25 protein-coding genes are annotated in these 26,470 nt (G+C 69.1%); 10 read left to right on the top strand and 15 right to left on the bottom strand.

Translation table 11 applies throughout. The annotated features are described in order from the left end of the window. Positions 1-704 precede the first annotated feature (704 nt). Entirely contained in the window at positions 705-1,754 is a 1,050-nt protein-coding gene (locus AB5S17_RS19295) for a low specificity L-threonine aldolase (RefSeq protein WP_369242434.1), read from the top strand. A 78-nt stretch (positions 1,755-1,832) separates the two neighbouring features. Here the strand turns inward: AB5S17_RS19295 and AB5S17_RS19300 are convergent, their stop codons facing one another. The 3 genes from AB5S17_RS19300 to AB5S17_RS19310 are packed head-to-tail and all read right to left on the bottom strand — an operon-like array spanning position 1,833 to position 5,594. Then, on the bottom strand, positions 1,833-3,347 hold the full coding sequence (locus AB5S17_RS19300; protein ID WP_369242436.1) for an ATP-binding protein: 1,515 nt from the start codon (positions 3,345-3,347) through the stop codon (positions 1,833-1,835). Between the two features lie 60 nt (positions 3,348-3,407). Beyond that, positions 3,408-4,835: an NAD(P)/FAD-dependent oxidoreductase gene (locus AB5S17_RS19305; protein WP_369242438.1), complete on the bottom strand. Its 1,428-nt coding sequence runs from the start codon at positions 4,833-4,835 to the stop codon at positions 3,408-3,410. A gap of 3 nt (positions 4,836-4,838) precedes the next feature. Next, positions 4,839-5,594 carry a TVP38/TMEM64 family protein gene (locus AB5S17_RS19310; RefSeq protein WP_369242440.1) on the bottom strand — a complete coding sequence of 252 codons (756 nt, stop codon included), beginning with the start codon at positions 5,592-5,594 and terminating at the stop codon, positions 4,839-4,841. A gap of 441 nt (positions 5,595-6,035) precedes the next feature. On the opposite strand from AB5S17_RS19310, the gene rpmH reads away from it, so the two are divergent. The 4 genes from rpmH to yihA all read left to right on the top strand — a co-directional run bounded on the left by rpmH (position 6,036) and on the right by yihA (position 9,199). Then, the gene (gene rpmH, locus AB5S17_RS19315; RefSeq protein WP_207256357.1) at positions 6,036-6,170 is read left to right on the top strand and encodes a 50S ribosomal protein L34; all 135 of its coding nucleotides are present in this window, start codon (positions 6,036-6,038) and stop codon (positions 6,168-6,170) included. Between the two features lie 29 nt (positions 6,171-6,199). Beyond that, a complete protein-coding gene (rnpA, locus tag AB5S17_RS19320) occupies positions 6,200-6,589 on the top strand; it encodes a ribonuclease P protein component (RefSeq protein ID WP_369242442.1) in 390 nt (129 codons plus the stop codon). Then, positions 6,589-8,436 carry a membrane protein insertase YidC gene (yidC, locus tag AB5S17_RS19325; RefSeq protein ID WP_369242444.1) on the top strand — a complete coding sequence of 616 codons (1,848 nt, stop codon included), beginning with the start codon at positions 6,589-6,591 and terminating at the stop codon, positions 8,434-8,436. Before rnpA ends, yidC begins: the two co-directional genes overlap by 1 nt. 82 nt (positions 8,437-8,518) lie before the next feature. Then, positions 8,519-9,199 carry a ribosome biogenesis GTP-binding protein YihA/YsxC gene (gene yihA, locus AB5S17_RS19330; RefSeq protein ID WP_369242446.1) on the top strand — a complete coding sequence of 227 codons (681 nt, stop codon included), beginning with the start codon at positions 8,519-8,521 and terminating at the stop codon, positions 9,197-9,199. Between the two features lie 9 nt (positions 9,200-9,208). Here yihA and AB5S17_RS19335 read toward each other — a convergent pair whose 3' ends face one another. The 4 genes from AB5S17_RS19335 to AB5S17_RS19350 all read right to left on the bottom strand — a co-directional run bounded on the left by AB5S17_RS19335 (position 9,209) and on the right by AB5S17_RS19350 (position 12,088). Continuing rightward, positions 9,209-9,667 (bottom strand): low molecular weight phosphatase family protein, encoded by a 459-nt coding sequence (locus AB5S17_RS19335; protein ID WP_369242448.1) that lies wholly within the window; start codon positions 9,665-9,667, stop codon positions 9,209-9,211. A 93-nt stretch (positions 9,668-9,760) separates the two neighbouring features. Then, entirely contained in the window at positions 9,761-10,249 is a 489-nt protein-coding gene (locus tag AB5S17_RS19340) for a UPF0262 family protein (protein WP_369242450.1), read from the bottom strand. Positions 10,250-10,261: 12 nt separating this feature from the next. Beyond that, entirely contained in the window at positions 10,262-11,542 is a 1,281-nt protein-coding gene (gene hisD, locus AB5S17_RS19345; protein ID WP_369242678.1) for a histidinol dehydrogenase, read from the bottom strand. An 84-nt stretch (positions 11,543-11,626) separates the two neighbouring features. Beyond that, positions 11,627-12,088 (bottom strand): DUF2948 family protein, encoded by a 462-nt coding sequence (locus tag AB5S17_RS19350; RefSeq protein WP_369242452.1) that lies wholly within the window; start codon positions 12,086-12,088, stop codon positions 11,627-11,629. Between the two features lie 221 nt (positions 12,089-12,309). On the opposite strand from AB5S17_RS19350, the gene AB5S17_RS19355 reads away from it, so the two are divergent. Then, positions 12,310-13,497, top strand: a complete 1,188-nt coding sequence (locus AB5S17_RS19355; protein WP_369242454.1) for an acyltransferase family protein — start codon at positions 12,310-12,312, stop codon at positions 13,495-13,497. 39 nt (positions 13,498-13,536) lie between these two features. On the opposite strand, the gene AB5S17_RS19360 is transcribed toward AB5S17_RS19355, so the two are convergent. Next, positions 13,537-14,865: an O-antigen ligase family protein gene (locus AB5S17_RS19360; protein ID WP_369242456.1), complete on the bottom strand. Its 1,329-nt coding sequence runs from the start codon at positions 14,863-14,865 to the stop codon at positions 13,537-13,539. Beyond that, positions 14,834-15,814 carry a glycosyltransferase family 2 protein gene (locus tag AB5S17_RS19365; protein WP_369242458.1) on the bottom strand — a complete coding sequence of 327 codons (981 nt, stop codon included), beginning with the start codon at positions 15,812-15,814 and terminating at the stop codon, positions 14,834-14,836. Before AB5S17_RS19365 ends, AB5S17_RS19360 begins: the two co-directional genes overlap by 32 nt. Before the next feature lie 357 nt (positions 15,815-16,171). On the opposite strand from AB5S17_RS19365, the gene AB5S17_RS19370 reads away from it, so the two are divergent. The 3 genes from AB5S17_RS19370 to AB5S17_RS19380 all read left to right on the top strand — a co-directional run bounded on the left by AB5S17_RS19370 (position 16,172) and on the right by AB5S17_RS19380 (position 19,231). Beyond that, positions 16,172-17,425: a glycosyltransferase family 4 protein gene (locus tag AB5S17_RS19370; RefSeq protein WP_369242460.1), complete on the top strand. Its 1,254-nt coding sequence runs from the start codon at positions 16,172-16,174 to the stop codon at positions 17,423-17,425. Then, positions 17,422-18,225 (top strand): WecB/TagA/CpsF family glycosyltransferase, encoded by an 804-nt coding sequence (locus tag AB5S17_RS19375; protein WP_369242462.1) that lies wholly within the window; start codon positions 17,422-17,424, stop codon positions 18,223-18,225. Before AB5S17_RS19370 ends, AB5S17_RS19375 begins: the two co-directional genes overlap by 4 nt. Before the next feature lie 127 nt (positions 18,226-18,352). Beyond that, positions 18,353-19,231, top strand: coding sequence for a DUF6492 family protein (locus AB5S17_RS19380; protein WP_369242464.1), 879 nt, complete (start codon positions 18,353-18,355; stop codon positions 19,229-19,231). On the opposite strand, the gene AB5S17_RS19385 is transcribed toward AB5S17_RS19380, so the two are convergent. Then, positions 19,203-20,516 carry a lipopolysaccharide biosynthesis protein gene (locus AB5S17_RS19385; RefSeq protein WP_369242466.1) on the bottom strand — a complete coding sequence of 438 codons (1,314 nt, stop codon included), beginning with the start codon at positions 20,514-20,516 and terminating at the stop codon, positions 19,203-19,205. The genes AB5S17_RS19380 and AB5S17_RS19385 overlap by 29 nt on opposite strands. A gap of 229 nt (positions 20,517-20,745) precedes the next feature. Between AB5S17_RS19385 and AB5S17_RS19390 the strand changes: the two genes are divergently transcribed. Beyond that, entirely contained in the window at positions 20,746-21,714 is a 969-nt protein-coding gene (locus AB5S17_RS19390) for an endo-1,4-beta-xylanase (protein WP_369242468.1), read from the top strand. An 87-nt stretch (positions 21,715-21,801) separates the two neighbouring features. Here AB5S17_RS19390 and AB5S17_RS19395 read toward each other — a convergent pair whose 3' ends face one another. From AB5S17_RS19395 to AB5S17_RS19415, 5 genes are all read right to left on the bottom strand, one after another. Continuing rightward, on the bottom strand, positions 21,802-22,686 hold the full coding sequence (locus AB5S17_RS19395) for a GNAT family N-acetyltransferase (RefSeq protein ID WP_369242470.1): 885 nt from the start codon (positions 22,684-22,686) through the stop codon (positions 21,802-21,804). 170 nt (positions 22,687-22,856) lie between these two features. Further along, positions 22,857-23,849, bottom strand: a complete 993-nt coding sequence (locus tag AB5S17_RS19400; RefSeq protein ID WP_369242472.1) for an MDR family oxidoreductase — start codon at positions 23,847-23,849, stop codon at positions 22,857-22,859. 133 nt (positions 23,850-23,982) lie between these two features. Beyond that, positions 23,983-24,468 (bottom strand): signal peptidase II, encoded by a 486-nt coding sequence (lspA, locus tag AB5S17_RS19405; protein WP_369242474.1) that lies wholly within the window; start codon positions 24,466-24,468, stop codon positions 23,983-23,985. Further along, the gene (locus tag AB5S17_RS19410; protein WP_369242476.1) at positions 24,465-25,316 is read right to left on the bottom strand and encodes a TrmH family RNA methyltransferase; all 852 of its coding nucleotides are present in this window, start codon (positions 25,314-25,316) and stop codon (positions 24,465-24,467) included. Before AB5S17_RS19410 ends, lspA begins: the two co-directional genes overlap by 4 nt. Continuing rightward, positions 25,309-26,397, bottom strand: a complete 1,089-nt coding sequence (locus tag AB5S17_RS19415) for a class I SAM-dependent methyltransferase (RefSeq protein ID WP_369242478.1) — start codon at positions 26,395-26,397, stop codon at positions 25,309-25,311. Before AB5S17_RS19415 ends, AB5S17_RS19410 begins: the two co-directional genes overlap by 8 nt. Positions 26,398-26,470: the final 73 nt, after the last annotated feature.

Raw genomic sequence — 26,470 nt, forward strand, 5'->3', positions numbered from 1 at the left:
GTTTTAAGAAGCGTCCCGAGATGAAATGGTGCCCGACTTGCCGGACATGGCGACATACGCTGCCGCGTCGCGTTGCGGAGTAGCCACAGGCCGACCCACCTTATCCCCATCCCCTCGCCCCGCCCCCATACTCCCCTCACCGCCGGCCCGGGACGGGCACGACCGATCACCGGGATCGTTCGCGGGCTGGCGGGCGGTGTCCGCGGCGGGGGCTCTTCCGGAGGGTTCCCGGCTCGGACGGTTTCGAAGCGCCGCCGGACCGTCTCCCATCACAAGGAGTCTGCGGATCGGTCCGCTTGACCGGGGGCACCCGGGAAGAGCCGGCCGCCATCGGGGCGCACCTTTTCGCGGCGCGGCAGCGCCGCAACAGACGAAGGGGCGCAGCGATGCATTCGGAATCGACAAGACACCGTGCGGGATGCCGGAGGCGGACCGTAGCATACCCATTCGGAGGGTCGGCCTCCGGCATCCCGTCCGCCCGTTCGATGCTCGGGCGGGAGGACCGAACGGCTCCCATCCCTTCGCGGCGCGAATGCCGGCGGGGCCGCCGGCGCGCGTCCGGGTGTCGTCGGGCCCGCAGCCGGCCGAGAACGCCCCGCCGCGACTCTGCGGCGGATGGAACGCCGCCGCGGCGGCCGCCCGAGGCCGGACGAGCGCGCCCGCGATCGCTTGCCCTTCGCCGCAGCGCGGTATAGGCCTTCGCCATGATCTTCGCTTCCGATAACTGGTCCGGGGCGCACCCGGCGATCAACGCCGCGCTCAGCGCCCACAGCGCCGGCATGGCCACCGCCTATGGCGCGAGCGACCTCGACAGGAAAGTCGAGCGCCGCTTCGACGAGATCTTCGAGCGCGAGGTCGCCGTCTTCTTCGTCGGCACCGGCACGGCGGCGAACTCGCTGGCGCTCGCCTCGGTCAACCGGCCGGGCGGCGTCGTCCTCTGCCACCGCGAGGCGCATATCGTCGAGGACGAGTGCGGGGCGCCGGAATTCTTCACCCACGGCGCGCGCATGGCGCCGATCGACGGGCCGAACGGGCTGATCGACCCGGCGAATTTGAAGCGCGAGATGGCGCGGTTCAAGCCGGACCACGTGCATGCGGGACAGCCGATGGCGGTCTCGATCAGCCAGCCCGGCGAGGCCGGCACGCTCTATACGCCGGATCAGATCCAGGCGATCGCCGACATCGCCCATGGCCGCGGCCTGACGCTGCACATGGACGGGGCGCGCTTTGCCAACGGCCTCGTCGCCTCCGGCCTCTCGCCCGCCGAGATGACCTGGAAGCGCGGCGTCGACATTTTGTCCTTCGGCGCCACCAAGAACGGCTGCTGGTGCGCCGAGGCGATCGTCGTGTTCGACCCGGCGAAGGCGACGCAGTTCCCCTATATCCGCAAGCGCGGCGCCCAGCTCTTCTCCAAGACCCGCTTCGTCGCCGCCCAGCTCATGGCCTATTTCGAGGACGGGCTGTGGCTGGAGATGGCGGCGCATTCGAACGCCATGGCCGACCGGCTGCGCGCCGGCCTCGCCGCCAGCCGCAACGCCCGCGAGGGCTGGCCGACCCAGTCGAACGAGATCTTCGCCATCCTGAAGACCGAGGTCGCCGAGAAGCTCAAGGCTGCCGGCGCCGTGTTCTACGACTGGAACGTGCCGCACGGCATGCCCGACCTCGTCGGCGAGGACGAGACGCTGGTGCGCCTAGTCACCAGCTGGTCGACCAGCGAGGCCGATGTCGACGGCTTCTGCGAGCGGCTCGGCTGAGGCGCCGCGGCCTGCTCGGCTGAACACCCGCCGTCCGCAGGCAGAAACAAGTCCCCGCGCCACCCAGCCGAGCGATGATCAGTCGGCGGCGGCGGGTTCGCGGGTCGGCAGCGGCGCCGGCGCCCGCGCCGGCAGGCGGATCTCGAAGCGGGCGCCGGGCGCCCCCCGCTCCGCCAGCGCGATCGTCCCGCCATGCGCCTCGACGATCTCCGCCGCGATGGCGAGGCCGAGGCCGGTGCCGCCGGTGCGCGCCGAGCCGCGGAAGGCGCGAAAGAGGTTCTCCCGCGCCCGCTCCGGCAGGCCGGGTCCGGTGTCCTCGACGGAGATGACGGTCTCGCCGGAGGCGGCCTCCTCCGCGGCGACGGTGATCCGCTTCACCACCCCCGCCTGATCCGACCCCTCGCCCTGCAGCGCCTCCGCCGCGTTGCGGCAGAGATTGACGAGGACGCGGTGGAACTGCTCGGGATCGACCGCGATCTCGGTCTCGGCCGGCACGCGGTTGACAAGCTCGACGCCCGCCTCCTCGGGCACCGCCAGCATGGCGAAGACGTCGTCGACGAGCCGGGCGAGCCGCACCTTGCGGCGCACCGGCGTGCGCTCGACCGCCTTGCCGTAGGCGAGCACCGACTGGGTGTAGTGCAGCGCCCGGTCGAGGCTCTTCAGGAGCAGCGGCGCGAAGCGCTGGACATGCGGGTCGGGCAGCGTCGCCAGCCGGTCGGAGATCATCTGCGCCGAGGCGAGGATGTTTCGAAGGTCGTGGTTGATCTTCGACACCGCGAGGCCGAGGTCGGCGAGATGGCGCTGCTCGCGCAGCGTCTCGGCGAGGCGCGTCTGCATCGCCGCGAGTTCCGCCTCGGCGACGCCGATCTCGTCGGCCCGCGGGCTCGGCCGGATGATCCGCTCGCCGTCCGCCGGGTTCTCGCCGAAGCGCACCATGGACTGCGTCATCGCCCGGATCGGGCGGATCAGGTAGCGGCTGATCGCGCCGAAGACGAGCAGCGCGGCGAACAGCGCGACCGACAGCGACAGGATCAGGATGTTGCGGGAATAGATCAGCATGGCGCGCCGGAGCGGGCGCTCCGACATCACCACCTCGGCGCCGACCGTCCCGTCGCCCACCGGCCCGAGGATCCGCATCGTCCGCTCGCCGCCGAACAGCAGCGTGTCGAAGGCGCCGGCGATCAGCGCGCCGGCCCCGACCGTGGCGAGGTCGACCTGGACCTGCGGCACCTCGACCGTCTCGGCCCGCGCGAGTAGGCGCGAGGCGTCGCCCTCGTGGATGGCGACCAGCTGGGCGTCGAGCGTCTTCAGGAGGCCCGCCTGCTGATGCGGGTCGAGGACCGTGTCGCCCTCGCCGTCGATCTGCTCCGACGCCGCGCCCGCCACCGCGGCGGCGTCGAGCTTGGCGACGAGCCAGTCGTTGCGGAACTTGGCGATCGAGGGGACGAAGATCAGCACCTCGGCGATCATCACCGCCAGCATGGTGATGACCAGAAGCCGCGTCGACAGGCGCCGCCGCACGACGGGCCGGTGCTGCGCCTCTGCCGGGTGCCGGATGCCCCGCCCCTGCGGCCTGTCCGCATCGTCCTGCAAACTGATTGCGCTTCCCCGATCGGCGTTGCGACGCTTCTGTCCGTCCCTCGCCGGAAGGGCTCAGCCCAGCCGGCTCAGAAGCGCGACCGCGCGGCGCACCAAGGGACGCCGCGCATAGGGCTGATAGTAGGAAACGGCGGCGCGTTTGCCAATTTCGGCAAAGGTTGGATAGGGCGAAACGAAATCGGCCAGGGCGGAGAGCTTCAGGCCGCGCGAGATCGCCAGCGAGAAGAGATTGGTCATCTCGCCGGCCTCTGCGCCGACGACGCCGGCCCCGATCAGCCGTCCGCCCTTTCCGACCAACAACTTGACCAGCCCCTCGGTCCGCCGCTCCGCCTGCGCCCGGTCGTTCTCGGCAAGGGGCCAGCGCAGCACCTCGACCGCCATGCCGCGCACCTCCGCTTCGGCCTCGGTCGGCCCGACCTGGCCGAGTTCGGGCTCGGTGAAGGTGACATGCGGCAGTTGGTCGCGTCGCTCCTTCACCGGCAGCCGGAACAGGATGGCGCGGATGACGAGGCCGGCGTGATAGTTCGCGACATGGGTGAACTGCGGCCCGCCCGCGATGTCTCCGATCGCATAGACGCGCCGGTTGCTGCTGCGCAGGTCGCGCCCGACCGAAATGCCCTTGCGGTCGAAGGCGATCCCCCCGACCTCCAGCCCCAGCCCCTCGACGTTCGGCTTGCGCCCGACCGCCACGAGGATGTGGCTACCGCGGACCGTCTCGCGGGTCCCGTCCGGCCGCTGCATCTCCACCGCGACGGCGCCCGCCCCGCCGGACACGCCGACGACGCTCGCCCGCTCGGTGATGGTGACGCCTTCCTCGCGCAGCCGCCGCAGGACGACGGCGGACAGCTCCGGATCGTCGCGGCCGAGCGCGCGCTCGCCTTCGATGACGGTGACGGCCGAGCCGAGCCGGCGATGCGCCTGCGCGAGTTCGATGCCGATCGGTCCGCCGCCGACGATCACGAGGTGCTCCGGCCGCTCGCGCAGGCCGAAGACCGACTCGTTGGTGAGATAGGGCATACCCGACAGACCCTCGATCGGCGGAACCAGCGGCGAGGATCCGGCCGCGACGACGAAGCGCCGAGCCCGGATCAGCTGTCCGCCTGCCGAGACAGTGCGCGGATCGACGAAGGCGGCATCCGCCTTGATCACCGTCACGCCGAGGCTCTCGAAGCGCTCGACCGAATCGTTCGGCGCGATGGCGGCGATGACGCGCGCGACATGATCCTTCACCGCGGAAAAATCGACCCGCGGCTCACCGGCAGATATGCCGAACGCCGGCGCCTCGCGGATTGCGGCTGCGTGCCGGCCTGCCGCGATCAGCGCCTTGGAGGGCACGCAGCCATAGTTGAGGCAGTCGCCGCCCATCGCCCCGCGCTCGACGAGGACGACGGAGGCGCCGAAGGCCGCTGCGGCCGCGGCGGTGCTGAGACCGCCGGAGCCGGCGCCGATGACGCAGATGTCCGGCGAGAGGATGGATGCCATCGGCTAGAGCCCTTCGGCTTTGACGACCGTCTGGCCCGGCCGGCGGCGCAGCACGGTCTTCTTCAGGACGAGACCGGCGAGGCCGAGCGCCGCGAGCCCGAAAAGCGCGATCGTCACCTCCGGCGTCACCAGGGACGACAGGCCGACGCCGTGATCGGCCGCCCGCATCAGCGATTCGTCGAGACCGCTGCCGAGGAACGCGTAGACCAGCGAGCCCGGAATGATGCCGAGGAAGGTCGCCGCGACATAGGTCGTGAGCGAAATGTCGAAGAAGGCCGGCGCGATGTTCACCGCGAAGAACGGCAGCGCCGGCGTCAGGCGCAGGACCAGGAGATAGGCGAAGGCGTCGTCCCGGAAGCCCTCGGCAAATCGCTTCAGCGCCCCGCCCGTGCGTCGCCGCAGGAAATCGCCCACGGCGTAGCGGGCGGCGAGAAACAGCGCCGTCGCCCCGATCGTCGCACCGACGACGGTGAGCACGCCCCCGAGGAGCCAGCCGAAGAGGAAGCCGCCCGCGACCGTGACCAGCGAGGCGGCGGGAAAGGAGACCGCGACGAGCGTTGCATAGAGGGCGACAAATCCCGCTGCGGCGAGCGCCGTATGATTCTCCACGGTTTCGCGGAGCATCGCGCGGCTGTCGAGGAAACTGTCGAGCGAAACGAGCCGCTGCAGCCCGAATGCGTAGCCGAGCGCCAGAAACGCGGCGAGCAGGGCGAGCGGCAGGAGACGGCGCCAGAGCGGCATCTCTCGAGGCGATTCCATCATCTCTCCTCTCGTCTGCCGCAGTTCACGCGTCGGCGCGCACGCTTCCTTGCGCAGGCCGACGCTGGCCGGAGAGGACAGCGGAACCCGCCACCCGTCAAGCGTCTCACGCCTTATTGAGCCTTGCGTCAAAATCGGCGCCCCTCGGTATGCTGCGGCATCTGTCGCTCATTCGCATCGGCAACCGCCGGCGTTACGTGAGGCGGGCGCGCTCGTCCCGAACGGCGACTCGCCAAGCGGCTCGCCCGTGGGCGGAGGCGCGGCGGCAGGACAGCGCCAGGGTCGCGGCGCATTGACTTTTGCGCTGTCCTCTTCCTATAAGCCGCCCTACGAGCGGGCGGCGTTCCGCGCGACGGCGTTCTGCGCCCGTGCGTCCACGCCCGTTTTCCGGTTTAGACAGCATGATGGAAGGGCCCGCCCGGAAGGCGCGGGAAGATCACGATGAAGCGTACCTACCAGCCGTCGCGGCTCGTCCGCAAACGTCGTCATGGCTTTCGCGCGCGCATGGCCACCAAGGGCGGCCAGAAGGTCATCGCAGCCCGCCGGGCACGCGGCCGCAAGCGGCTGTCGGCTTAAGCCGGCCGGAGCGCGACGCGCCGCCGCCTATGGCCGCGGGAAAGCTCAAGAAGCGCGCGGAATTCCTGGCCGCGCGGAAGGGCCGTCGCTTGAACGGCCCGTTTTTCTTTATCGAGGCGCTTGACCGGGGCGATGACGGGCCACCACGTGTGGGCCTGACGGTCACGCGCAAGGTCGGCAATGCCGTCGTGCGCAACCGGATCAGGCGACGCCTGCGGGAGGCGATTCGGCTGTTCGGAGCCGCCGGCATGGAGCGCGGCCTCGACTATGTGGTCGTCGCGCGGCGAGAGGTCTACGACGTGCCGTTCGACGTCCTCTCCGACGAGATCTCGCGGCGGATCTTGCGCACACGGAAGCCGGAGCCTGACTTGGCCGGCATGAAGCGACGCCCGAAAGAGCGTCGATCGGGGTCTGACTAATGGAAAACAACCGCAACTTCCTGATCGCTATGGTGCTGTCCGTCGCGGTCCTGGTCGGCTGGCAGTTCCTGGTGGTCAATCCCCGGACCGAGGCGCAGCGGCAGCAGGAAGCGGCCCAGAAGGCTGCGACGCACAATCAGGCGGTGACGCAGAACCCGGGCTCGCTGCAGACCCCGCAGACGCCCGCCGGCACGCCGCAGACCGACGTCGCCGCCCCGTCGGGCCGCGAGAGCGTGGTTCCGCAGGATGCCGGCCAGCCGAAGCCGGCGGAGAATCGCGCCACGGCGCTTGCCGCCAGCCAGCGCGTGAAGATCGAGACGCCGGCGCTCTCCGGCTCGATCAACCTCACCGGCGCCCGCCTCGACGACCTGCGCCTCAAGAACTACCACGAGACGGTCGACAAGAACTCGCCGAGCATCGTGCTGCTCTCGCCCGAGGCGACCCCGAACGGCTACTTCGCCGAGTTCGGCTATCTCGGCAAGAATGCCGGCCAGCTGCCCGGACCGAACACGCGGTGGAGCGTCGAGGGCAATTCGACGCTGACGCCGCAGTCCCCCGTGACGCTGACGACGACCAACGGGGCGGGCGTGACCTTCCAGCGCAAGATCTCCGTCGACGACCAGTTCATGTTCACGGTCGAGGACACGATCAGGAACACCGGCTCGGCGCCCGTGACCCTGTCCTCCTATGGGCGCGTCGCGCGCTACTCCAAGCCGGAGGACCGGTCGAGCTACGTGCTGTTCGAGGGCCTGCTCGGCGTCTTCGGCGACGCCGGCCTGACCGAGGAGAAATACTCCTCGGTCGAGAGCGACAAGACGGTCTCTCCGCCCAAGGCGACGAGCGGCTGGCTCGGCATCACCGACAAGTACTGGGCGACGACGCTGATTCCGGAAGGCAAGTCGGCCTTCCAGTCGCGCTTCCTCTACCTCGCCGATGCCGCGCGGCCGCACTACCAGACGGAATATGTCGACGATCCGATGACGATCGCCCCCGGCGCCTCGGCGACGGTCTCCGCCCACACCTTTGCCGGCGCCAAGGTGGTCGACGTCATCGACGCCTACGAGAAGAACCTCAACATCCGGCAGTTCGGCCAGCTGATCGACTGGGGCTGGTTCTATTTCATCACCCGGCCGATGTTCCACGGCCTGGATTTCCTCTACCGCCTGTTCGGGAATTTCGGCCTCGCCATCATCTCGATGGTCGTCATCCTGAAGATCTGCTTCTTCCCGCTCGCCGCCCGCTCCTACAAATCCATGGCGAAGATGAAGACGCTGCAGCCCAAGCTCACCGAGCTGCGCGAGCGTTTCAAGGACGACAAGCAGAAGCAGCAGCAGGAGATGATGCGGATCTACAAGGAGGAGAAGGTCAATCCGGCCGCCGGCTGCTGGCCGATGCTCATCCAGATCCCGGTCTTCTTCGCGCTCTACAAGAACCTCTACATCACCATCGAGATGCGGCATGCGCCGTTCTTCGGCTGGATCCAGGATCTGGCGGCGCCCGATCCGACCTCGATCTTCAACCTGTTCGGCCTGATCCCGTTCACGCCGCCGCATGTGCTGATGATCGGCGTGTGGCCGATCCTGATGGGCATCACCATGTTCATCCAGATGCGGCTGAACCCGACGCCGCCGGACCCGACGCAGCAGCTGATCTTCACCTGGATGCCGGTGGTGTTCACCTACATGCTGTCGTCCTTCCCGGCCGGCCTCGTCATCTACTGGACTTGCAACAACACGCTGTCGATCATCCAGCAGTCGGTGATCATGAAGCGCAACGGCGCGAAGATCGAGCTGTTCGACAACATGCGCGGCATGTTCCGACGACGAGAAAAGCCGTCGGAGGGATGACAGTCCAAGAGCCCGGCGGGACCTGCCGGGCTCTTTTGATATGGAGAGGCCTCCCGCTGCCCGCGCGACCCATGGAGACGGCATGACCGACACGAATTCTTCCGCGACATCCGCAGTTGCGGCCCCCGGCGTGGCCGACCGCCGCTTCTTCGAAAAGCCGTGGGTGTTCGTGCGCGGCGTGCCGGCGCTGAAATTCCTGCCGCCGGAAGGGCCGCCGGAGGTCGCCTTCGCCGGTCGCTCGAACGTCGGCAAGTCCTCGCTGATCAACGCGCTGCTGCGCCAGAAGGGGCTCGCGCGCACCTCCAACACGCCGGGCCGGACGCAGGAGCTGAACTTCTTCGTTCCCGACGGCTACGGCGATCCCGCCGCCGGCCTGCCGCCGATCGCCCTCGTCGACATGCCCGGCTACGGCTATGCACAGGCGCCGAAGGAGCAGGTGGACGCCTGGACGCGGCTGGTCTTCGACTATCTGCGCGGCCGCACCAGCCTGAAGCGGGTGTTCGTGCTCATCGACGCGCGGCACGGGATCAAGGCGAACGACGCCGAGGTGATGGATCTCCTCGACAAGGCGGCGATGTCCTACCAGATCGTCCTCACCAAGACCGACAAGATTAAGGCGCCGGCCGTGCCGAAGCTCGCCGAGGCGACGCTGGAGGCGATCAGGCGGCGGCCGGCCGCCTTTCCGAGCCTGATCGCGACGTCGTCCGAAAAGGGCGTCGGGCTGGACGAGCTGAAGGCGGAGATCCTCGGCCTCTGCGCCTGAGGAGAGGCGTCAGCGGGCTGACGGCAGCAGCCTCTCACGGATCTGCCGCTCGATCCGGGCATAGACGTCGCGATAGGCATCGAGGATCTGCTCGCGCGTGCCCTCCGTGGCGGAGGGATCCGGCATCGGCCAGAACTCGACCTCCACCGAACTGGTGCCGGTCGCATCCAGCGCCGCATGATGGGCTTCCGGCGCCATGGTGACGATCAGGTCGAAATAGCCGTCGGCGAGGTCCTCGTAGCGCTGCGGCCGGCGCTCGCCGAGATCGAGCCCGTGCTCCCGAAGGACGGTGTCCACGAACGGATCGCGCTGGCCGGTGCGCACGCCGGCGGAGGCGATGTAGATCGACGCGGGCAGCATCGCGCGCGCGATCGCCTCGGCCATCGGCGAGCGGATCGCGTTCATCCCGCACAGGAACAGGACGGAGCCAAGTCGGGGTACCGGGCCTGAAGCGTCCGCAGCGTTCATTTCACGCGCCTCGCCGGCCGCGCCACCCGAGGGACGGCGACACGGCCCTCCGCAGCGGCGACAGTTCCGGCCGGTGCCCGCGCCATCGCCCGCTCAGCTCCGCCAGTGGAGGACGCAGATCAGCGTGAAGAGGCGGCGGGCGGTGTCGAGATCGACCGCGATCTTGCCCTCCAGGCGCTCCATCAGCGTCCGCGACCCGTCATTGTGGATGCCGCGGCGGCCCATGTCGATCGCCTCGATCTTCTGCGGCGTGGCGGACCGGATCGCCTCGTAATAGCTGTCGCAGATCATGAAATAGTCCTTGATCACCCGCCGGAACGGCGTCAGCGACAGGATGTGCCGGACGAGGGGCGTGCCGTCTTCGGACGAGATGTCGAAGACCAGCCGCTTGTCGGCGAGCGACAGCTTGAGCTTGAACCGGCCGCCCGGCGGGGCGCCGACGGGATCGAAGACATTCTCCTCGATGAGGTCGAAGATCGCGACGGCGCGCTCGTGCTCGATGTCCGGCGTCGCGCGGCCGATCGTCTCGTCGAGCTCGACGTCGACGAGGCGGCCGCCGGCCTGTCCGCTCTCTTCGGCCATCCCCCTCGCCTTTCAGAGATTGAGCCGGATCGCCACCGACCGGCCATGCGCGTCGAGCCCCTCGACCCGCGCCAGCTCGATCGCCGCCGGGCCCAGCGCGCGCAGCTGCTCGGGCCCGAGCTTCAGGATCGAGGTGCGCTTGACGAAATCGAGAACCGAGAGACCGGAGGAAAAGCGCGCCGAGCGCGCCGTCGGCAGGACGTGGTTCGAGCCGCCGACATAGTCGCCGATCACCTCCGGCGTATAGCGGCCGAGGAAGACGGCGCCGGCGTTGCGCAGCCTGGCGAGCAGAGGCTCGGGCTCCTCGACGGCGAGTTCCAGATGCTCCGGCGCGATCCGGTCGGACAGCGCCGGCGCCTCTTCCAGAGAGGCGACGCGGATGATCGCGCCGTGGTCGCGCCAGCTCGCCGCGGCCGTCTCGGCGCGGGACAGCTGCGCCAGCTGCCGCTCGACGGCGTCCGCCGCCCGGTCGGCGAAGGCGGCATCGTCGGTGATCAGGATCGACTGGGCCGCTTCGTCGTGCTCGGCCTGGCTGAGGAGGTCGGCCGCGATCCAGTCCGGATCGTTGTCGCCGTCGGCGATGACGAGGATCTCCGACGGGCCGGCGATCATGTCGATGCCGACCGTGCCGAAGACCTGACGCTTGGCGGCCGCGACATAGGCGTTGCCGGGGCCGGTGATCTTGGCGACCGGAGCGATGGTCTGCGTGCCGTAGGCGAAGGCCGCCACCGCCTGTGCGCCGCCGATGCGGTAGATCTCGGAGACGCCGCACAGCTTGGCGGCGGCCAGCACCAGCGGGTTCAACTCACCGCGCATCGCCGGCACGGCCATGGCGATCCGCTCGACCCCGGCCACCTTGGCGGGAACGGCGTTCATCAGCACCGAGGACGGATAGCTCGCCGTGCCGCCGGGAACATAGAGGCCGACGGATTCGACCGCCGTCCAGCGGCTGCCGAGCTCGACGCCGGCGGTGTCGACATAGCGGTCGTCCTGCGGCTTCTGGCGAGCGTGGTGCGCATGGATGCGGTCATGCGCGAGCCTCAGCGCGTCGAGCGTCTCCGGCGGCGTCGCGTCGTAGGCGGCGTCGATCTCGCCCTGCGACACCCGCATCGTCGCCGGCGTCAGCTCCAGCCGGTCGAACCTCGCCGTCAGCTCGATGACGGCCGCGTCCCCCTCCTCGCGCACCCGCGCGACGATCGCGCGAACCGCCGCGTCGACATCCGCCGCCGCTTCGCGCTTGGCGCCGAGCAGCGCCTGGAATTCCGTCTCGAACGCGTCGTCCGCCGTCGTCAGCCGCCTTGGCACGATGCCGAATCCTCTCCCTGGTCAGGTCCGTCGAGCCGTCGCCTGCCTCGCACGATGACCGGAGGCGATGCCTCAGCGATCCGGCCGCTCGTGATCCGGCAGCGCCGTCGTGCTCCAGGCGCCGCCGACATCGGCAAGCTGCGCCTCGACCACCTCGACGTCGAGCCTTATCGCGGCGCCGCCGGCAAAGACAAGTTCGACGACGCCGGACGGCGCCTCCGTCCCGGTGAACCGGATCGCCAGGAGAACGAGCACCTGGTCCTCGGCCGTCGCCTCGAAGCCGAACCGCTGCGCGCGAAGGACACGGTCGAAATGCAGGATCGCCCGTCGCCGCTCGAATTCGCGCCGGCGGAACAGCGGGAAGCGCGACTTGCGGACCGCGCCCTCCCAGACGAAGCGGTTCATCTCCAGCACGAACTGCTTCTCGCGCTGCCGGAAGATCAGGTCCTTCACCTTGACGGTGGCGTCCTGGCAATGCGCCGAGATGATCGCGAGGTCGTCGGGGTCGACGGCAAGAAGGCGCAGGCGGTCCATCTCGAACGGATCTCTTTCTCGGCAAGGTTGGTCCAGGCGACGCAAGTAGGTGGCGCGGCTGCGAACGCAAGCGCGCGGCGCGTGATGCGCCCGCTGCGCAGCGGCGATTCGAAATCGATCCGATGCCGGAAGGATCGGTTTACGCTCCTTGCGCATAATGGGCGCTGGATCCGCGTATCCTGTCCATCGAAGCGCTCATCTCTCGGGCTCCTGGAGGATCAATGTCCAACACCCCGGCCCCCGGAAGCCAGCATCGCCATTTGCCCGTCCGGTTCCAGGCGCTCGACGGCTGGCGCGGGGTCTGCGCGCTCCTGATCGTCTGCTTCCATGCCCCGGTCGCCGGGATCGTCCATACGAGCCCGTTCTTCCGGCACGCCTTCCTGTTCGTCGATTTCTTCTTCGTCCTCTCCGGCTTCGTCATCACCCACGCCTTTTACAAGCGCCTCGCGAACGAGCGCGATTTCGGCCGCTTCTTCGTGGCGCGGCTCTTCCGGGTCTATCCCCTGCATCTCTTCATGCTGGCCCTGTTCGTGGCCTTCGAGTGCCTGCTCCTCGTCACCCGCGGACCGGGCGCGGCCTTCCAGGCCGGCGCGACGCCGGTGGAACTCGTCCACAACCTCCTGATGACGCAGGCGCTCGGCTTCCTGGATACGCTCAGCTGGAACTATCCGAGCTGGAGCATCTCGGCCGAACTCGTCGCCTATGCGCTGTTCGGGCTCGTCGTGGTCGTCCGGCCGCGGCTGCTCGTCCCGCTGGCCGCGCTGGTGATCCCGCTCGGCCTGGCCGCGATCCTGCGGATGGACGGCACGATCGACACGACGTTTCACCTCGGCTGGCTCCGCTGCCTCGTCGGCTTCTCGCTCGGCTCACTTATCCGCCGCCGCCTGTGGACGGGACGGATGAACGGCCAGCTGCCAGGCGCGAGCCTCGCCTGGACGGCTGCGGAGCTGTCGGCGGTGGCGATGGTCGGCATGTTCGTCGCCGAACTCGGCAGCTCCGTTCTGGCGCTCGGCGCGCCCTTCGTGTTCGGCTATGCGCTCTATGTCTTCGCGCATGAAGGCGGCCATGTCAGCCGGCTGCTGACGTCACGGCCGATCGCCTTTCTCGGCACCGTCTCCTATTCCATCTACATGACCCACGCCTTCATCCTCTCGCGGGCCGAGAATGTCGCGACGGTGCTTCAGAACCGGTTCGGCGATGCGTTCTTCTCGCATGCGGCGGACGGCAAGCGACTGATCGGCGCGAACGACGCACAGGCGCTGCTTGCATTGGGGATCATCGTCGCCGGAACGCTGGCGATGAGCGCCCTCACCTATCGCTTCATCGAGGCGCCGGGCATCGACCTCGGCCGCCGGCTGGCGGAACGGCGCACCCGCGCCAGCGGACGACGGGAACAGGCGCCGGCCTGAGCGGGTCGAGAGGCCGAGAGAGCGCTGGGCCACTGGGTCTCAGTCCGGCGCCGGCGCGGCCGCGCCCCGAACGTTGTTGGCGGCCAGCAGCCGCAGCCCCGCGACCGACATCCACACCAGCATCCAGATCGGATTGGCCCGCTCGAACAGGAAGGTCTCGAGAAAGGAGCCGAGCAGCAGATAGGTGAGGATCATCAGGAAGAGGTCGCCCAGCCGCCGGCTCTCGTCGTCCCGGCCGACCTTCTGATAGTCGAGGAGCGGCATGACGACGAGCACCAGAAGGGCGAAGCCGAGACCCGGCCAGCCCAGCGAAATCGCGAGGTCCAGATAGCCGTTATGGGCGTTCGGGCTGCCGCGGGGATCCCATGACAGCTCGAAGTTCTTCTCCGTGCCTCCGACCACCGGCGTCTGCCAAAAGCTGTTGAGACCGAAACCGGTCCATTCGTGGCCGCGGAACACTTCCAGCGCGAAGCGCCACAGGTCCATTCGGCCGGTGAAGGTCGTGCCGGGCACGATCGCCTGCAGGATGTCGTTGAGGGCCGGAGATAGCACCGTTCCGACCGTCAAGAGGCCCATCACCACCAGCATCGCCGCGATGCCGATCGCAAGAAGCCTCCGGCCGGCGATCAGCCGCAGGAAGACGATCATGATCGCGACGATCGGCAGCAGCAGCGTCGAGGTCTTCGACCCCGTCTTGAGGACGAAGACGGCTGTGAGGGCGGCGACTGCCAGCCCCATCATGCGGTCGCCGCACCGCCAGAGATAGACGCCGCAGAAGAAGAAGGCGCCCATGACCGCGCCGGCGATGTTCTTGTGCGAGTAGATGCCGCGCCACATGCCGAGATGGGCGCCGCCCTCGTCGGAGCCGTCGTCGATGGCGAGGCCCGGCAGGGCGATGACGCCGAAATAGCACAGGAGCACGGCGGCGAGCACGCCGATCGTCAGGGCGATCCGGAAGTGCCTGGGATTGCGCGGAAAGCAGAGAAACCCGCTCACCGAGACCATGGCGAGCACGGTGAACAGGCCCGAGCGGAAGGCGTTCTCGGGATCCGGCGCCCAGAGGGCGCTGGCGGTCAGCCATCCCAGCATCAGCATCCAGGTCGGGCGCATCAGCGACATCAGGACGAAGCGGTCGGTGAAGAGGACGTGCCCCGCCAGAACGATCGCCGCCAGGCCGGAATAGCCCAGCTGATTGATGACGTTGCCGTTGTCGGTATTGCCGTTGAAGGTGACCGTGAACGGCGTGAAGGTGATGACGAGCGCCGCGATCACCGCCGCCGCCAGCAGCAGTCGGACGAGATCGATCCGGGCGTCCGGCCCGGTGAATGCGCCGCCGTCAGTTCTGTTCGGGGCGGCGATACTGTTCATTGACCTGTCCGAATTCACCGAAGAAGCGGCCGAGCGCGACCTGAACGTGGTAGAGCCCGATCACCGCCGAGCGAGTCTTCACCCCGAGCGCCAGCGAGCGCAGCGGCGAGGCGGCGAGAAGCGCGGCGCTCTTGGCGAGCCTCCGCGCCCGCGCGTTCGGCCCGCCTCTGCGGCGCGCCTCGATCATCGTCGAGAGCGCGCCGTTGCGCAGGCTCCGGGCGTTGAGCCAGGAGAATTCGGTGCGCCGCGCCGGCACCGTCTCGTAGACCGGCGCCTCGGCGCACCAGCCGAAGCTGAACCCCTTCTCCCGGCAGCGGGAATAGAAGTCGCTGTCGCCGCCGCCGACGAAGTTGAAGGCGGTGTCGAGGAACGGCGCGCCCATCGTCTCCAGCACCCTGCGGGTGATCAGGACGTTGCCCGACGAGAACAGGATCGGGACGGCGGAGGTGGCGTGGTAATGCGGGGTGAACACCGGATGCCGACCGAAGCCTGCCTTCGCATCCGGCTCGAAGCGCGGCAGTTGCGGGCCTCCCACCAGATCGACGCCGAGTTCCGTGGCGGTGCGGCACATCCGCTCCACCCACTCCTCGTGCGCGACCTCGTCGTCGTCGATGACGAGGAGGTTGCGCATGGCCGGAAATCGCTCCAGCGCCGTCGTCCAGCCGGCGTTATAGGCCGCGCAATTGCCCCGCTCGTGCGCGATCAGCACGAGGCCCTGCAACGCGCCGCCTTCGAACAGCGGGGCGGCGGCTGCAAGCCCGGCCCGTCCCCCGGCGTCGTTCTCCATGACGATCACTGCGAACGGTCGGTCGGTCTTCTGGTCGCGCAGCGAGCTGAGCGTCAAGAGGAGATGCTCCGGCCGCCGGAAGGTCGGCAGCGTCACCACAGCTTCGAAACGCTGGACATCGAGGCCGGGCGACACGCAGGCAATCGTGATGGGGTCGGTCATGACCGTTCCTCAGGCGGCGGCAGAGCGCGTTCGGACCAAAGCAGAGAAAGGTGAAGATTCTCTCGCCCGCGTCGATCGAGCCCTGGACTCGTCCTGGAGCGGTGCGGCCCTGCCCGTCGCGGTCAAGCGCTACCGGGGCATCGTCTCATCTGCGGCGATCCGCCGCCGATCCCCCACCCGTTGTCCTGCGGTCCGCGCGCAAATCTCGCGTCGGGTAGACCGACCCGGCGGGACGGTCTCGAGGCCTTGGTTTCGTCCGTCCTGTTGCTCGTATCGGATTTCCCCACTGTCGTTAGGTCCGCGTCAACGGCTTGGCGGCATGATGCAGCGGCGCGCAAGTCGGTATCCGGTCCGAACATGCATCTTCTCTTCCTGTCCTCGCTTCTGCCGGACGACAGCCCGTCCACCGGCTACGAGATCGCCAACCGCGCGATTGTGGAAGCCTATCGGCGGCAGGGCGTGCGGCTGACCTTTGCCGGATTCCGTCGGCCCGGCGCCCGCATCCCCCGCGACGCCATCTCGCTCGGGGAGCTCGCGATCGAGAACGCCGGTGCGAGCCGCGCGCAAAAGGCGCGTTGGCTCGTGGAAGCCCTGGCCGGCGGTCGGCCAGTCTCCGCGGCCAAGGTCGCGCGCTTCCACGAAGACGGCCTCGCGGCGCGTCTCGCCGAGGCAGGGTCCATCGACGGGCTGATCCTCAACTCGATCCAGATGCCGGCCGCCTATCCCGGCCTCGCCCGCGACTTTCCGACGATTTTCATCGCGCACAATGTCGAGCATCGCTCCGCGGCCGAAAACGCCAAGAACGCAAGAAGCCGCTTCACCCGCCTGCTCTACCGGCGCGAGTCGGCGCTCCTGCGCCGCGCCGAGGAGGCGGTCTGCCGCGACGCGCTCGTCGTCCACACGCTGAACCCGGACGACAACCAGGGCCTCGGCCTCTCCGGCGCGGAGAAATGCCTGCCCCTCGCTCTGACGATCGGGCAGACCGCGTCGCCGGACGATGGCGTTCGGAGCCATGACGTCGGCCTGATCGGGACCTGGAGCTGGGCGCCGAACCGCGTCGGCCTCGACTGGTTCGTCCAGGCTGTCGCGCCTCGTCTTCCCGCGGACATGAGCATCGCGATTGCCGGCCGGATCGACGGCCCGGCCCCCGCGGCGCCCGCCAACGTCCGGTTCCTCGGGCGCGTTGACGACGCGCAGGCATTCGTGCGGGCCTCGCGCGTCGTGGCGCTCGCGACGAAGGCCGGGACCGGCGTGCAGCTGAAGACGATCGAGACGCTCGAAGAGGGGCTGCCCGCCGTCGCGACGACGCTCGCCATGCGCGGGATTTCGGCGCTTCCCGCAAACATCCGCGTCGCCGACGAGCCGGAGGCCTTCGCGGCCGCCCTTGTCGATCTCGTCGCCGCCGAACGGGAGAGCCGCGTCGACCGCATCGACGGCAGCGCCTTTGCCGCGTCGCAACGGCAGGCGCTGGACGCCGCGATCCGGGCGGGGCTCGATCGCTTCGCCGCCGAGGCGCGCTATGCGGATCATCGCGCGCTGCAGTCTGCCGGCGGCTCGAGACCTGCGCCGTCCGCAGAGATGACGCTGGCCCGCCCGGCGAGGCAGGGATGATGCGGGCGGAGGCCGGCCCCGAGACGAGTGCGGCAGCCGGGGCGTGCCTGCCTGCCGGCAGTCGCCTGATCGCCGGGATCAGGATTGCGGATACCGACGGCGGGACGGTCATCGCGGAGCTTTCCGCCGCACTGGCCGCAGGGCGGGTCACCCGCCTCGCCTTCGTCAACGCCCATTGCGTCAATGTCGCGCGCAAGGACCCGGACTACCACGCCGCCCTGAAGCGGTTCCTACTTCTGCCGGACGGGGTCGGCGTCGACATCGCCGGCAAACTGCTCCACGGCGCGCCCTTCCGCGAGAACCTCAACGGCACCGATTTCGTGCCGCGCCTGCTGTCCGCGCTGCAGCGGCGCCCGCTGCGCGTCGCGCTCATCGGGGCCGCGCCGGGCGTCGCCGAGCGGGCTGCCGGGCGGCTGGCGCGCGACATCCCTGCACACCGCTACATCGCCGTCTCCGACGGCTATTTCGGCGCGGACGGGCGGGACGAGGTTCTCGCGCGGCTCGCAGCCGCCGGGACCGACATCGTCATCGTGGCGCTCGGCGTCCCCGCGCAGGAGCGCTTCATCGCCGAGCACCTGACCTCGGCCCACGGACGCCTGTTCATCGGCGTCGGCGCGCTGCTCGATTTCCTCGCCGGCGAGGTGGTGCGGGCACCCAAGCCCATCCGGGCCCTGCGAATCGAATGGGTGTGGCGGCTGGCGCTGGAGCCCGGCCGGCTCTGGCGGCGCTACATCCTGGGGAACCCAAAGTTCCTGCTCGGCATCCTGCGCGAGCGCTTCAGTCGCTGCACCGGGAGCTAGTTCACGGCGACGTGACCGTGCGGCGTCGGGGAATTCGGCGGGCGCTCAGAATGACGCTCCCGTTTTTGCGTCATCGGCTCTAGCAAGGGAATGGCAAACGGCCAGCGGCAAGGGGAGACGGACCAGGGTGCAGTCGGCTATCGCAACCGCGAGCTATCGCGGCGACCTCGAACGCTGCCGCCTGCTCTGCGAAAGCATCGATCGTCGCGTCACGGGCCACACGCGGCATCTGATCCTGGTCGAAGCCGCCGATGTCCCGCTGTTTCGCGGCCTGGCGGGTCCCCGACGGGAAATCATCGACGAGCGCGAACTCCTGCCCGTCTGGCTGAGGCCCTTTCCCGATCCGCTCTCGCGCGGGCGCCGGCGGATCTGGCTCTCCCCTAAGGGCCCGCCGCTACGGGGCTGGCATGTCCAGCAGCTCCGCCGCATCGCGCTCGCCGCGGCGATGCCGGAAGAGGTGATGATCTCCATTGATTCGGACGTCGTGTTCTTCCGGGACTTCGACGTCTCCTGGTTCGTCGAAGACGGCCGCGTCAGGTTCTACCGCGCGCCGGGCGCGATCCCGCGGCTCGACCCGATGCGGCGGGAGGAACACCGCCGCTGGTCGAAGAAGACCGGCCAGATCCTCGGCATCACCGCGCCGGCCACGACCGATGTCGGCTACATCGCGACGCTGATCGCCTGGCGCGGCGACACCGTCCGCGCCATGGTGCGTCACATCGAGCAGACGGCGGGTCGGCGCTGGATGTCGGTGCTGGCGGGGACCCGCAGCCTGTCGGAATGCACGATCTATGGCCGCTTCGTCGACGAGGTCGAGAACCGGCCGGACTGGCATGTGCCGAGCGATGTGTCGCTGTGCCAGATGTACTGGTTCGGCGCGGCGATGGGCGCCGACGCGCTCAAAGATTTCGCGGCGACGCTGGCGCCGCATCAGGTGGCGGCCGGCATCCAGTCCTTCACCGCGACCGACCCTGCCCTCATTCGCCGGGCTGCGGGACTGGGCTGAACGGCTCCGGCGCGCTCCGCGTCCTGGCGCGCGACCAGTCGAGCGCGGCATAGGTCGATGCCGCCGAGACGATCCACAGCGTCAGGAACAGGCCGTTGAGGCCGAGGATCCAGTTGGTGCCGCCGGGGATCGCCCGGAACAGGACGACCATCAGCCCCGCCTTGATCAGCCCGACGATCGCCAGGATCAGCGCCCGGAGCGTCGTCTTGCCGCGCGCATAGAGGAGTTCGCTCTCGTATTCGACGAGATTGCGGAAGGCCGGCACGAGCAGCGGCACCAGCACCAGCGGCGCGGCATCCGCCACGTTGTTGCCGAGCGCGCGCGGGAAGACGTGCAGGACGCCGCCGAGGAAGGCGAGCCCGGCGGTCGAAACGAGCGCGACGCCCAGCTCGAAGCCCCAGCGCATGCGCCAGGTGGCCAGCCACTGCGGCGCCCTCATCAGCTTCTGGACGATCATGGTGTTGAAGGACCGGATCGGCAGCGCCGTCAGGTCGATCAGCCGCATCAGGATGGCGTAGATGCCGGCCGTCTGGGGACCGCCGAGCGACAGGACCAGCAGCTTGTCGAGCTCGGACTGAAGATAGAAAATGATCTCGGCCCCGGCCACCGAGGCGCTGTCGCGCCAGCGTGCGGCGTAAAGATGCGGCGTGAAGCGCAGCCGCTGGCGCGGATAGTAGACGAGAATCGCGGCCAGCGCCGCGACCGCGTTGGCAACGAGATAGGCGAAGGCCCAGAGGGTCAGCGTGTCGTTGCCGAAGAAGGCGAAGGAGATCGCCGCGCAGGCGCGGAAGGCCGAGCCGGCGATGACGATGATCGCGCCCTGCAGGAAGCGGCCGAGGCCGTTGTTGACGATGACGACGACCTCGAGCGTGCGCCAGCACAGGACCTCGGCTGCGACGATCATGACATAGGCCGGCACCGGCATGTCGGACGCGAAGAAGGCGTAGTAGAAGCCGGCGGCCGCGATCGCGACGACCGGCAGCGATGCCGCGAGCGCGAGGAGGAACCCGGTCGTGTAGGCGCCAACCAGGCGGCGGCGGGCGGTGGCGATGCGATACAGCGGCGAGACGAAGCCGAAGCCGGCGATGCGCGACAGGACGACGCCGGTCGCCGAGGCGGTGGCGAACAGGCCGAAATCGCCGACCGACAGGCTGTTGGCGACGCAGACGAAATAGGCGAGCGAGAGGACCAGCCGGCCGGCCGAGCCGCCGAGCAGCGATGCGTAATCGCGGATCACGCTTAGGTTGCCCTTAAGCCTTTCGATCCAGAATGCGGTCTGCGGCATGGCCATGATCCCGAGGAGAAGGCGGCTGATGACGACCGAATACGGTAATCGTCCCACCCTGTTTCCGCCGGCCCGTCCGGACCGCCTCGCCGGCACGTCCGGGCGTCACGTGAACCCATCAGATAGCGCGAGAACCTTAACGCGTCGTTCGTTCCTCGCTGCAGGGGCCGGCCTCGCCCTTTCTCCCCGGGCGGCCGGCGCCGCGACCGGTGCCCGCGCCAGGCACGCTGTGCCCTTCGGCGGCGCGATCCAGGCCGAGTATATCGACAAGGACCCCGCCTACCGGCAGGCCTTCCTGACCTATTGCGACCTGATCATGCCGATGAACGAGCTGAAGTTCGGGCAGATCCAGCCGCAGCGGGGCGAATGGAACTTCGAGCCGGCCGACAAGCTCGTCGACTTCGCCAGGAGCCACGGCCGGCTGAGCCGCGGCACCTGCCATGTCTGGTGGAACTCGACGCCGGACTGGGTGGCGGCACTCGAAACGCCGGCCGAGGCCGAGGCGGCGCTCGTCCAGCACATCGAGACGGTGACCGACCGCTACAAGGGCCGCCTGCGCAGCTGGGACGTCGTCAACGAGGTCGCCGCCAACGACCCGATCTACGACGGGCGTTCTCTGCGCGACACCGTCTGGATGCAGAAGCTCGGGCCGCGCCACATCCCGATCGCCTTCAAGGCGACCGCCAATGCCGATCCTTCCGCGCGGCTGGTGATCAACGACTACGACCTCGAATATGCCGGCCCGGAATTCGATGCCAAGCGCGCCGTCATTCTCTCCATCGTCCGGCAATTGCAGGACCACAACGTCAGGGTCGATGCCGTCGGCATGCAGGGGCATCTTTATACCGACGATCACCGGATCGACGGCGATGCGATCCTCGCCTTCCACCGCGAGCTCGACAAGCTCGGCCTCGGCATCCTCGTGACGGAACTCGACGTCATCGACCGGAACGGATCGCCGGCGGCAGCCGCGCAGGACAAGCGGGCCGAAAAGGTGGTCTCCGAACTGCTCGACGCGGTCTTCGCCTGGAAGCCGCCGGAGGCGGTGATCGCCTGGGGCATCACCGACCGCTACAGCTGGATCCCCGATTCGATGCCGCGCCCGGACGGCGCGCCGCAACGGCCGCTGCCGCTCGGCCGCGACATGCACGAGAAGAGCTGGATGAAGCTTCTGCAGAAGCGCCTGGGCAGCGTCTGATCCGGCAGCGCTGTCGGATCAGACGGCCCGGCTCTACGTGTCGGTCTGGCGGGAATTCGCCCCCGGCGCCAGCCAGCGGCGACCCGATCAGGCGGCGAAGCGGCCGGCGTCGGCGCCGTAATAGTCGATGTAACGGGTCTTGATGTTCACCCGCGGCAGCACGACGAGGACGTCCGTCGTGCCGAACTGATGGTCGACGACGGCCCCCTCGCCGATATAGCCGCCGAGCCGCAGATATCCCTTGAGGAGCGGCGGCATGACGGCGAGCGCCCGGCGCGCATCGACGCTCTCGGCGGAGTCGGAGACGAAGGTGCCGCGATGGTCGTGCGCCCGCACCTGCCATTCCGCCGGAGCCGGCGCATTGGTCTTCAGGAAGGACAGCGGCACCGCGAGCGCCTCCGGATCCGTTCCCGCGAGCGAGGCGCAGCCGAACAGGACGTCGATGTCGTGCATCAGGACATAGGCCCAGATGCCCTGCCAGAGCAGCTCGACCGTGCGCTTGCCGCGATATTCCTTGAGGACGCAGGAGCGGCCGAGTTCCAGGAAGCGCTTGCCGCGGTGGCGGGCGAGCATCGGCGCGATGTCGAATTCCTGCTGGGTATAGAAGCCGCCGGCCAGCGCCGCCGCCTCCTGCCGCATCAGCCGGTAGGTGCCGACGATGCGCCGCGCGAGCGGCCCGCCGAGGCCGTGATCGATGACCAGCAGATGGTCGCACCAGCGGTCGAAGCCGTCGCGGTCGCGCCGCGTCATCTTCTGCAGCTTGGAAGGCTGCGCGGCCATTTCCTGGTAGAAGACGCGGTAGCGCAGCTGCTGCGCGGCCTTCACCTCGGCGGCGTTGCGCGCGAGCCGCACCTCCATCTGGCCGAGCCGGCCCAGCGCGGGGAGCGTCGGATCGAAGCGGCGCGCCATGTGGCGCATCTTTGCCGGCACGAAACGCAGGACGACGCCGCCGAAGTCGCGCGTGACAGGCATCAAACGCGTCGGCTGCCCCTGCTCAACGCCTTGTGCACCCATTCTACCCTCCATCGCCACAATCTGTGGCCGGCCAAGAACTACGAATATTCGGCAACGGTTTCGTGACTGGACGGCCCCAGTATGCCCGCATTTGTGTCAAATGGACAATGAGGCCGCCTCTCGATTGTTCACTGCATGTCCACCACCACCCGTCCGCGAATGCGGCCGTCGACGATGGCGCGCGCCGTGTCGATGATGGCGTCGAAGCCGATTCCGGAGGCGATGGCCGAGAGCGTTTCGTCGGGAAGATCCTCGGCGAGCCGCGCCCAGGCGTCGAGGCGCTGCGCCTTGGGCGCCATGACCGAATCGATGCCGAGCAGCGACACCCCCCTGAGGATGAAGGGCGCGACCGTCGTCGGCAGGTCCATGCCCTGCGCCAGGCCGCAGGCCGCGACGGCGCCGTGGTACTGTGTCGAGGCGAGGACGTTGGCGAGCGTGTGGCTGCCCACCGCGTCGACGCCGGCGGCCCAGCGCTCCTTGCCGAGCGGCTTGCCCGGCTCGGCGAGTTCGGCGCGGTCGATGATCTCCGCCGCGCCGAGCGATTTCAGGTAGTCGGCTTCGCCAGCGCGGCCTGTCGAAGCGACGACATGCCAGCCGCGCCGCGCGAGCAGCGCGATGGCGAAGGAGCCGACGCCGCCCGCCGCGCCGGTGACCACCACAGGGCCGCGATCCGGCGTCAGACCGGCCCGTTCCAGCGCCAGCACCGACAGCATCGCCGTATAGCCGGCGGTACCGATGGCCATGGCATCTCTCGGGCTGAAACGCGGCGGCAGCGGCACCAGCCACTCGCCCTTCAGCCGCGCCAGACCGGCATAGGCGCCGTAATGCGTCTCGCCGACGCCCCAGCCGTTGAGCAGGACCCGGTCGCCCTCCTTCCAGTCGGCATGGGTCGAGCGCACAACCGTCCCCGCGAGATCGACGCCGGGGATCATCGGCCAGCGCCGCACGACGGGCGCCTTGCCGGTGATCGCGAGGCCATCCTTGTAGTTGACGGTGGTCGCCTCGACCCGGACGTCGACATCGCCGTCCATCAGCTCGTCCGGCGTCATCTCGACGACGTCGACCGACTGCTTCCTCGACTCGTCCCGTGAAATCAGAATTGCCTTGAACGTCTCGCCCATCACCGGTCCTCCCGTTGCGACAACGCGTCTTCCCCGGTTGTCGCTCCCGTCGACAAGTTGCGTGGTGCCGCCCGCTCGTTCAAGGCCGCCGCCTCCGGTGCCGCGATCGCAGAGGGCCGGGCGCCGCCGCCCGTCAATGCGCGCGCGCCCGGCCGCGCGGCGCCAGGACGAACTCGTCGAGGAGGATCAGCACCGCGCCGACGGTGATGCAGGCATCGGCGAAGTTGAAGACGGCGAAATCCCAGACGGGGGTGTGGAAGTAGACATAGTCGACGACATAGCCGAGCCGGATGCGGTCAATCAGGTTGCCGATCGCACCGCCGACGATGATGGCGAGGCCGAAATGCGTCAGCCGCCGGCTGGCCGGCGTCTTGACCCAGAGATAGAGGACGACCGCCAGCACCAGGGCGGCCAGCAGCGACAGGCCGACATCACCGAGACCGGCGAACATCGAAAAGGCGATGCCGGTATTCTGCGCGTGGAAGAGCGCCAGGAAGGGCAGGATCGGGATCGCATCGCCGACGCCGAGCGTCGCGACGATCACCGCCTTGATGGCCTGATCGAGAATGACGGCGATGGCGACGGTGGCGAGATTGAACGCGATGAGGCCGCGACTCATAGGGCAAGGACTCCACGGCGGGCTTCGAACAGCATGACGCCGGTCGCCACGGCCAGGTTGAGGCTGTCGGCGCGGCCGGCCTGCGGGATGCGCACCAGGACGTCGCACGTCTCGGCGAGCGCGTCGGAGAGGCCCGCCTGCTCGTTGCCCATCATCAGAAGCACCGGCTGGGCGCCATAGTCCGGAGCCCGGTAATCGGTCTCGCCGCGCATGTGGGTGCCGACGACCAGACCCTTGATGCGGCTGCGCCAGGTCAGAAACTCGGCCTCCTTCGCGCGGGCGATCGGCACGGCGAAGATCGATCCCATGGTGGCGCGCACGGTTTCCAGCGAGAATGGGTCGACCGTGTCGCCGACGAGGACGACGCCGCTCGCCCCCGCCGCATCCGCCGTGCGCAGGACGGTGCCGAGATTGCCCGGATCGCGCACGCGGTCCAGAACGACGGCGACGGCCTTGCCGGAGAGGTCGATCTCGCCGAGCGAGGCGAGGCGGCGACGGAAGACGCCGGCGGCGCTCTGGGGGTTGTCGCGCCGGGTGATCGCCTCCAGCACCTTGGCGCTCGCCTCGATCACGTCCGCACCGGATGCCACGGCGCGTGCGGCGGTCTTGGCGAGCAGCGGGTTGTCGGAGGCGGCCTTGGCGATGACCAGGGTCGACAGTTCCCACCCGGCGTCGAGCCCGTCGATGACGAGCTTCAGCCCCTCGACCAGGAACAGGCCCGTCTCCTCGCGGTGCTTCTTCTGGGCGAGCGCGCGGATGTCCTTGACCAGCGGGTTGGACGCGCTGGTGACTTCCTTGACGCGGCCGGGTGCACGGGTCGGGGGCTTCGGTGGCGGACGGTCAGGCATCGGCGATCCAGCGGCAGAACAGCGAGGTCGACAACAGGCGCGGCTCCTCGCCGGATTCCTCGATCAAGAGTTCGCCCGCCTCCAGCCGCCCGCCGAGGCCGCGGAAGCCCTCGCCCATCAGGGCGGAGAGCGCGTAGAAGGAGGCGCGGATCGAATAGGCGGTGAGGATCACGAAGAGCGGGCGGTCGGAGAGCAGTTCGCGGGTGAGGGCCACAAGATAGGGCAGATCGTCGAACAACTGCCAGACCTCGCCCTTCGGGCCCCGGCCGAACTTCGGCGGATCGAGCAGGATCGCGTCGTAGCGGCTGCCGCGCTTCACCTCGCGCTCGGCATAGCGCACCGCATCCTCGCAGATCCAGCGCACCGGGCGCTCGGTGAGGCCCGCGACCTCCTGGTTCTCGCGCGCCCAGGCGATCGCCTTCTTGGAGGCGTCGACATGCGTCACCTCCGCGCCCGCCCGCGCGGCGACCAGCGAGGCGAGGCCGGTATAGCCGAAGAGGTTGAGGAGCCGGATCGGGCGCCCGGCGCCGCCGATCGCGTCGGCCGCGAAAGACCAGTGGGCGGCCTGCTCGGGGAACACGCCGACATGGCGGAAGGAGGTGAAGCGGCCGAGATAGGAGAGGCCGTCGAAGGCGAGCGGCCAGGTCTCGCCGAGCGGTTCTCTGGGAAACCGCCAGCGGCCTGTGCCCTCCTCGTCGGTGTCGCCGGTGAATTCCGCGTCGGACGCGGCCCACTCCGCCTCGGGCAGCCGGCGCGGCCAGATCGCCTGGTTCTCCGGCCGCCGCACCCGCAGGGGGCCGTAGCGCTCGAGCTTTTCGCCCGCACCGGAATCGAGGAGTTCGTAGTCGCCGGAGCCGCGCACCGCCAGGATCGACGGGCCCTGCAGGGCCGGCCGCGCGCCGGTATGACGCGGCAGATCCAGGCGCTGCGCCGGTGCAGTCGCGCTCGCCTGCCGGTCCGCAGGCCGCCTCGCCCCGCCGGCCGATGCCGCCGCGAGCCTCTCGCCGGACCGTGCCTCCCGCTCGGCCGGCCGCGGCGGCTTGTCGTGTCCCGTGCGTGTCGGCCGCCGGCTTCGCGCCAAGGGATTCTCCTGTTCTTTCGTTGGAAGCGCTCCTTAACCGCTTGCTCACGCCTTGGCAAAAGGCACGAAAGCG

Source organism: Jiella sp. M17.18, from assembly GCF_041027365.1.
Classification (GTDB): domain Bacteria; phylum Pseudomonadota; class Alphaproteobacteria; order Rhizobiales; family Rhizobiaceae; genus VKMB-3413.

What these genes read in the sequence shown, in the direction of transcription:
- AB5S17_RS19335 (WP_369242448.1), bottom strand. Translation starts at nt 9,667, where the DNA reads ATGAACGCTGCGGACGCTTCAGGCCCGGTACCCCGACTTGGCTCCGTC.
- AB5S17_RS19395 (WP_369242470.1), bottom strand. Translation starts at nt 22,686, where the DNA reads ATGCCTGTCACGCGCGACTTCGGCGGCGTCGTCCTGCGTTTCGTGCCG.
- AB5S17_RS19375 (WP_369242462.1), top strand. Translation starts at nt 17,422, where the DNA reads ATGATGCGGGCGGAGGCCGGCCCCGAGACGAGTGCGGCAGCCGGGGCG.
- yihA (WP_369242446.1), top strand. Translation starts at nt 8,519, where the DNA reads ATGACCGACACGAATTCTTCCGCGACATCCGCAGTTGCGGCCCCCGGC.
- AB5S17_RS19310 (WP_369242440.1), bottom strand. Translation starts at nt 5,594, where the DNA reads ATGGAATCGCCTCGAGAGATGCCGCTCTGGCGCCGTCTCCTGCCGCTC.
- yidC (WP_369242444.1), top strand. Translation starts at nt 6,589, where the DNA reads ATGGAAAACAACCGCAACTTCCTGATCGCTATGGTGCTGTCCGTCGCG.
- rpmH (WP_207256357.1), top strand. Translation starts at nt 6,036, where the DNA reads ATGAAGCGTACCTACCAGCCGTCGCGGCTCGTCCGCAAACGTCGTCAT.
- AB5S17_RS19360 (WP_369242456.1), bottom strand. Translation starts at nt 14,865, where the DNA reads ATGAACAGTATCGCCGCCCCGAACAGAACTGACGGCGGCGCATTCACC.
- AB5S17_RS19370 (WP_369242460.1), top strand. Translation starts at nt 16,172, where the DNA reads ATGCATCTTCTCTTCCTGTCCTCGCTTCTGCCGGACGACAGCCCGTCC.
- AB5S17_RS19400 (WP_369242472.1), bottom strand. Translation starts at nt 23,849, where the DNA reads ATGGGCGAGACGTTCAAGGCAATTCTGATTTCACGGGACGAGTCGAGG.
- lspA (WP_369242474.1), bottom strand. Translation starts at nt 24,468, where the DNA reads ATGAGTCGCGGCCTCATCGCGTTCAATCTCGCCACCGTCGCCATCGCC.
- AB5S17_RS19365 (WP_369242458.1), bottom strand. Translation starts at nt 15,814, where the DNA reads ATGACCGACCCCATCACGATTGCCTGCGTGTCGCCCGGCCTCGATGTC.
- AB5S17_RS19385 (WP_369242466.1), bottom strand. Translation starts at nt 20,516, where the DNA reads ATGCCGCAGACCGCATTCTGGATCGAAAGGCTTAAGGGCAACCTAAGC.
- AB5S17_RS19340 (WP_369242450.1), bottom strand. Translation starts at nt 10,249, where the DNA reads ATGGCCGAAGAGAGCGGACAGGCCGGCGGCCGCCTCGTCGACGTCGAG.
- AB5S17_RS19350 (WP_369242452.1), bottom strand. Translation starts at nt 12,088, where the DNA reads ATGGACCGCCTGCGCCTTCTTGCCGTCGACCCCGACGACCTCGCGATC.
- AB5S17_RS19305 (WP_369242438.1), bottom strand. Translation starts at nt 4,835, where the DNA reads ATGGCATCCATCCTCTCGCCGGACATCTGCGTCATCGGCGCCGGCTCC.
- AB5S17_RS19355 (WP_369242454.1), top strand. Translation starts at nt 12,310, where the DNA reads ATGTCCAACACCCCGGCCCCCGGAAGCCAGCATCGCCATTTGCCCGTC.
- AB5S17_RS19410 (WP_369242476.1), bottom strand. Translation starts at nt 25,316, where the DNA reads ATGCCTGACCGTCCGCCACCGAAGCCCCCGACCCGTGCACCCGGCCGC.
- rnpA (WP_369242442.1), top strand. Translation starts at nt 6,200, where the DNA reads ATGGCCGCGGGAAAGCTCAAGAAGCGCGCGGAATTCCTGGCCGCGCGG.
- AB5S17_RS19295 (WP_369242434.1), top strand. Translation starts at nt 705, where the DNA reads ATGATCTTCGCTTCCGATAACTGGTCCGGGGCGCACCCGGCGATCAAC.